Annotated in this window: 2 tRNA genes and 3 rRNA genes; all 5 read left to right on the top strand. The window is 47.9% G+C overall.

Annotation, left to right across the window (positions count from 1 at the left end):
* Positions 1–464 precede the first annotated feature (464 nt).
* The 5 genes from EII41_RS13085 to rrf all read left to right on the top strand — a co-directional run bounded on the left by EII41_RS13085 (position 465) and on the right by rrf (position 5793).
* Positions 465–1989 (top strand): 16S ribosomal RNA (locus tag EII41_RS13085).
* 220 nt (positions 1990–2209) lie between these two features.
* Positions 2210–2283 (top strand) — tRNA-Ile (locus tag EII41_RS13080).
* A 25-nt stretch (positions 2284–2308) separates the two neighbouring features.
* Positions 2309–2382: transfer RNA gene (locus tag EII41_RS13075), tRNA-Ala, on the top strand.
* 270 nt (positions 2383–2652) lie between these two features.
* Positions 2653–5541 (top strand): 23S ribosomal RNA (locus EII41_RS13070).
* 141 nt (positions 5542–5682) lie between these two features.
* Positions 5683–5793, top strand: a 5S ribosomal RNA gene (gene rrf, locus EII41_RS13065).
* Together the 16S, 23S and 5S rRNA genes with 2 tRNA genes alongside form the textbook arrangement of a ribosomal RNA operon.
* Positions 5794–6024: the final 231 nt, after the last annotated feature.

The following is a 6024-nucleotide window of genomic DNA, read 5'->3' as shown; positions in this document are numbered from 1 at the left end:
TGATTTTCAACTATTTGCGATTTTTCTCAAAAAAAACCTGTAAAAATATTTGGAGAATAGGATGGGAGTATCTACTTTTGCACCCGCTTTCGAGAGGGGAGCCCGCTGCAAAGCGTGATAAGAAAGGATTTGTTTTTGGGTTGTTGTTTTTTTAATTTCTTCCATATTGTTTGGTGTGAGGGGTTAAGAAAAAAGATTCAAAAAAGTTTCGAAAAAATTTGGTTCGAATGAGAATTTGTTTTTATCTTTGCAGCCCGTTACCGATTCGGTAATCGGAATAAAAAAGAAAAAGCGTGATGTACTTCGGAAGTGTTCGGAGGGGTCACCAAAAAATAAAAAGCGATCTTTGTAAGATTTACATGTAAAACAAGATGTAGTACAAGAAAAAAAGTACCGTCAATTTACGAAAATAAAGGAAAAGGATACTAGGATTCTGAGCGCGATAGGATAAAAAAACAATTTCAACAACGGAGAGTTTGATCCTGGCTCAGGATGAACGCTAGCGATAGGCTTAACACATGCAAGTCGAGGGGCAGCGAGGGTAGCAATACCTGTCGGCGACCGGCGCACGGGTGAGTAACGCGTATGTAACCTGCCCGCAACAGGGGGATAACCCGGCGAAAGTCGGACTAATACCGCATAAAACAGGGGTCCCGCATGGGAATATTTGTTAAAGATTTATCGGTTGCGGATGGGCATGCGTACCATTAGGTAGTTGGTGAGGTAACGGCTCACCAAGCCTTCGATGGTTAGGGGTTCTGAGAGGAAGGTCCCCCACACTGGTACTGAGACACGGACCAGACTCCTACGGGAGGCAGCAGTGAGGAATATTGGTCAATGGGCGAGAGCCTGAACCAGCCAAGTCGCGTGAAGGATGACTGCCCTATGGGTTGTAAACTTCTTTTACAAGGGAATAAAATGAGATACGTGTATTTTATTGCATGTACCTTGGGAATAAGCATCGGCTAACTCCGTGCCAGCAGCCGCGGTAATACGGAGGATGCGAGCGTTATCCGGATTTATTGGGTTTAAAGGGTGCGTAGGTGGGCTATTAAGTCAGCGGTGAAAGTTTGTCGCTTAACGATAAAATTGCCGTTGAAACTGGTAGTCTTGAGTATAGATGAAGTAGGCGGAATGCGTGGTGTAGCGGTGAAATGCATAGAGATCACGCAGAACTCCGATTGCGAAGGCAGCTTACTAAGGTATAACTGACACTGAAGCACGAAAGCGTGGGTATCAAACAGGATTAGATACCCTGGTAGTCCACGCAGTAAACGATGATTACTAGGAGTTTGCGATATACAGTAAGCTCTACAGCGAAAGCGTTAAGTAATCCACCTGGGGAGTACGCCGGCAACGGTGAAACTCAAAGGAATTGACGGGGGCCCGCACAAGCGGAGGAACATGTGGTTTAATTCGATGATACGCGAGGAACCTTACCCGGGATTGAAATGTAGACGACGGACAGTGAGAGCTGTCTTCCCTTCGGGGCGTCTATGTAGGTGCTGCATGGTTGTCGTCAGCTCGTGCCGTGAGGTGTCGGCTTAAGTGCCATAACGAGCGCAACCCTGACTGTCAGTTGCTAACAGGTTAAGCTGAGGACTCTGGCGGGACTGCCGGCGTAAGCTGTGAGGAAGGTTGGGATGACGTCAAATCAGCACGGCCCTTACATCCGGGGCGACACACGTGTTACAATGGCAGGGACAAAGGGCAGCTACCGGGCGACCGGATGCCAATCTCCAAACCCTGTCTCAGTTCGGATCGGAGTCTGCAACTCGACTCCGTGAAGCTGGATTCGCTAGTAATCGCGCATCAGCCATGGCGCGGTGAATACGTTCCCGGGCCTTGTACACACCGCCCGTCAAGCCATGGGAGCCGGGGGTACCTGAAGTCCGTAACCGCGAGGATCGGCCTAGGGTAAAACTGGTGACTGGGGCTAAGTCGTAACAAGGTAGCCGTACCGGAAGGTGCGGCTGGAACACCTCCTTTCTGGAGCTGTCTCGGAATCTGTTTGATGGATTCTTTTCCTTTGGTACTTTAATCAGTACTGCATTCTTGTTTTCATGTTTACTATAAAAAAAGGGAAAAGAGAAAAAGGAAGCTGGGATGTCTCGGTTTCTTTGTCGGAAAAAAAACTTGAAACAAGTATTTTTGTCCGGCTCAGAGAGCAAGAGACGATTCGTCTTATCCCGGCGGAAGTTGACAAGACAGTCCTATAGCTCAGTTGGTTAGAGCGCTACACTGATAATGTAGAGGTCGGCAGTTCAACTCTGCCTGGGACTACTCTTTGCGAAAAGAAAAAAAAGACGGGGGATTAGCTCAGCTGGCTAGAGCACCTGCTTTGCAAGCAGGGGGTCAACGGTTCGAATCCGTTATTCTCCACAAATTTCGCAATCTGCCCGAAGCGTTTATGAAAGAGGAGCTCTCTTGAACGACGAAGAAGGCGGAATCAAAAAAGCGAAGAAAGAGTTCTTTGACATGATGGACAAAACAGAGAAAAGATTTCGTATGTTGTTTGATGTATGTATGTAGATCAAATGAATATGAATGAAACTTGAAGCGAATTAAAGAAAAAAAACGTAGAAAGAGCTAAAAATAAAAAAAACCACTGTCATTGTATGCATTCGTGTGTATGATGTGTGAGGTGACGATAAAAAAGTAAAAGAAGGGCAGACGGTGGATGCCTTGGCTCTCGGAGGCGATGAAGGACGTGATAAGCTGCGAAAAGCTCGGGGGAGGTGCAAATAACCATTGATCCCGTGATATCCGAATGGGGCAACCCGGCTGGTTGAAGGCCAGTCACACCGTAAGGTGAGCGAACGTGGGGAACTGAAACATCTAAGTACCCACAGGAAGAGAAAATAAGAATGATTGCGTAAGTAGTGGCGAGCGAACGCGCAAGAGCCCAAACCATGGTTGTTTCGGCATCCCATGGGGTTGTAGGACCGCGCTGTAGCAAGAAAAGATGAAAGTGGAACCCGCTGGAAAGAGGGCCATAGAGGGTGATAGTCCCGTACACGAATTCATTTTGAAGCTTAGCGGTATCCTGAGTAGGGCGGGACACGTGAAATCCTGTCTGAATCTGCGGGGCCCATCCCGTAAGGCTAAATACTTCCGAGAGACCGATAGCGAACCAGTACCGTGAGGGAAAGGTGAAAAGAACCTCGAACAGAGGAGTGAAATAGACCCTGAACCCGTCTGCCTACAAGCGGTCGGAGCACTGTATAAGTGTGACGGCGTGCCTTTTGCATAATGAACCTACGAGTTACTTTTTTTGGCAAGGTTAAGTGTTATTGAGGCATGTAGCCGAAGCGAAAGCGAGTCTGAATAGGGCGGATAGTCAAAAGGAGTAGACGCGAAACCAAGTGATCTACCCATGGTCAGGTTGAAGGTTAGGTAACACTAACTGGAGGACCGAATGGATATACGTTGAAAAGTGTTCCAATGAATTGTGGGTAGGGGTGAAAGGCTAATCAAACTTGGAGATAGCTCGTACTCCCCGAAATGCATTTAGGTGCAGCCTCGGGTGTTTTTGATGAGAGGTAGAGCGACTGATTGGATGCGAGGGCTTCGCCGCCTATCAAGTCCAGACAAACTCCGAATGCTCATCATATAAAGCCCGGGAGTGAGGGCATGGGTGCTAAGGTCCATGTCCGAGAGGAGAAGAATCCGGACCATCAGCTAAGGTCCCCAAATAACCGCTAAGTTGCATTAACGAAGTCGGACCGCATAGACAGCTAGGATGTTGGCTTGGAAGCAGCCATTCATTTAAAGAGTGCGTAACAGCTCACTAGTCGAGGGGTCTGGCATGGATAATAATCGGGCATAAGCGGTTTACCGAAGCTATGGATATCGCAAGATATGGTAGGGGAGCATTCCATACGGCGCTGAAGATAAAGGGTGACCTTTGTTGGAGCGTATGGAAAAGCAAATGTAGGTATGAGTAACGATAAAGGAGGTGAAAAACCTCCTCGCCGAAAGACCAAGGTTTCCTGATCAACGCTAATCGGATCAGGGTTAGTCGGGGCCTAAGGATAAGCCGAAGGGCGATTCCGATGGATGAGCCGGTTAATATTCCGGCACTGCTATATTGAGCGATGTGGGGACGGAGAAGTGACAGCACTGCCAACGGATGGAAGAGTTGGTTGAAGGGTGTAGACGTTGATTGCGGTAGGCAAATCCGCCGCGAGAGTCGAACCTGACAGTATGCAGCGTACTTGTACAATGTAATATGTGCGTAAACAGGCTCCCAAGAAAATCCGCTAAGCATATTGATATAGCACTCGTACTGTAAACGGACACACGTGGTCGGGTTGAACATACTAAGGCGCTCGAGTGATTCACGGTTAAGGAACTAGGCAAAATGGTCCTGTAACTTCGGGAGAAAGGACGCCAATTGAAATATATTGGCCGCAGAGAATAGGCCCAGGCGACTGTTTAACAAAAACACATGACTATGCTAAATTGAAAGATGATGTATATGGTCTGACACCTGCCCGGTGCTGGAAGGTTAAGAGGAGAACTCATCGCAAGAGAAGGTTTGAATTGAAGCCCCAGTAAACGGCGGCCGTAACTATAACGGTCCTAAGGTAGCGAAATTCCTTGTCGGGTAAGTTCCGACCTGCACGAATGGTGTAACGATCTGGGCACTGTCTCAACTGTGAGCTCGGTGAAATTGTAGTATCGGTGAAGATGCCGATTACCCGCGATGGGACGAAAAGACCCCGTGAACCTTTACTATAGCTTTACATTGACGTTGGGCATCCGATGTGTAGGATAGGCCGGAGACTGTGAAGCGGTGACGCCAGTCATCGTGGAGTCGTTGTTGAAATACGGCCCTTTGGGTGTTTGACTTCTAACTCCTGTGTATATTGGGAGGACACTGTATGGTGGGTAGTTTGACTGGGGTGGTCGCCTCCAAAAGCGTAACGGAGGCTTCTAAAGGTACCCTCAGACCGATTGGTAACCGGTCGCAGAGTGTAATGGCATAAGGGTGCTTGACTGAGAGACTTACAAGTCGACCAGGTAGGAAACTAGAGCATAGTGATCCGGTGGTTCCGTATGGAAGGGCCATCGCTCAAAGGATAAAAGGTACTCCGGGGATAACAGGCTGATCGCCGCCAAGAGCTCATATCGACGCGGCGGTTTGGCACCTCGATGTCGGCTCGTCACATCCTGGGGCTGGAGAAGGTCCCAAGGGTTGGGCTGTTCGCCCATTAAAGTGGCACGCGAGCTGGGTTCAGAACGTCGTGAGACAGTTCGGTCTCTATCTATCGTGGGCGCAAGATATTTGAGGGGATCCTGACACTAGTACGAGAGGACCGTGTTGGACAGACCGCTGGTTTACCGGTTGTTTCGCCAGGAGCACAGCCGGGTAGTTAAGTCTGGTAAGGATAAGTGCTGAAAGCATCTAAGTACGAAGCCTGCCTCAAGATGAGATATCTATATAAGGGTCGTTGTAGACTACGACGTTGATAGGCTGCAGGTCTAAAGGTGGTAACATCAAAGCCGAGCAGTACTAATTGCCCAAAACTTTTTTGTCACGACCGTTGGTTTTGATTTATGTTTAGTTTTCGGACAGCTTGCTGTTCGAGGTACGTTTTATCGCTTCTTTAACGAGCGAAAAAAGAGTTTCAGCCTCTTTGTTTTGTCCTGACCGTCAAAAGATCTTTTTTAAGATATTAAGGTGGTTATAGCACGAGGGATCCACCTCTTCCCATTCCGAACAGAGAAGTTAAGCCTCGTCACGCCGATGGTACTGCTATATTGTGGGAGAGTAGGTAGCCGCCGTTTTTTAGGTATTATTTTTTAAGAAGGAGCATTTTCTGAAAAGAGAGAGTGCTCCTTTTTTTGGCATGTATACCTGCCCTCTATACCGCATACCGTACCTTCGGGGCGGGTGAAAAAGAAAGCGCGAAAAAGAAGCAAAAACAGCTGCGTCCGTATGCGGCAAAATTTACATACGGGAGAAAATAAATTTACATCCGTATGTAAGTTTACGCGCGTCCGTATGTAGCGAAATTT

Origin of the sequence: Tannerella forsythia (assembly GCF_003860135.1) — a bacterium.
GTDB classification, from domain to species: Bacteria; Bacteroidota; Bacteroidia; order Bacteroidales; family Tannerellaceae; genus Tannerella; species Tannerella forsythia_A.
The sequence above is the reverse complement of the archived record's forward strand: the minus strand, read 5'-3'. Positions and strand labels throughout refer to the sequence as shown.